General features: G+C 49.5%; 1 pseudogene. It reads left to right on the top strand.

Annotated features, from left to right (window positions below):
- Positions 1–582 (top strand): annotated as a pseudogene (locus ACTHUE_RS19910) (type I restriction-modification system subunit M); the annotation flags it as partial.

Here is a 582-nt window from a genome sequence, read left to right as displayed (position 1 = left end):
GAGCTGGCACAATTCGCAGACTACTGGGCAGCCTTTGACGGTTTACAGACGGCCTTATTTACCGATAACGGCACACCTTATGTACAGCCGAAAACCGACAATCTCAAAGCCGCCATGCAAAGCCACGCCAGCGTGCTGAATTACCAAGCGCAATTTGCAGAAAACTTTGCCGATTTCACTGCCAGCTTGGAAACCCTGCTGATTGAGCCGATGGAAACGCTCAATATCCCCCAAACCCAGCAACAACTTGCCGAACTCATTCGGGAAAAAGTGCAGGCAATGCCCTTATTGGATTTCTATACCGCCTATCAAAAACTCGATGACTTATGGCGTGCCGATGCGGCAGGCATTGCCGCCGATTTGGAGATGATCCAAACCGAGGGCAAACAGGCAATTAAGCAGGTTGATCCATTTATGGTGCTGAAAAAAGACAAAAAAACCAAAAAAGAAGCCGAAGTACAAGAGGGCTGGGTGGGGCATATTCTGCCGTTTGAATTGGTGCAGGCTGTCAAACTGCCTCAGGAATTGGCAAACCTGAAAGCCAAAGAAACCCGCTTAGCGGAAATCGCCGCCGAACTACAG

The organism is Neisseria sp. P0021.S005, from assembly GCF_051956955.1.
This window is presented reverse-complemented; position numbering and strand designations above follow the sequence as displayed.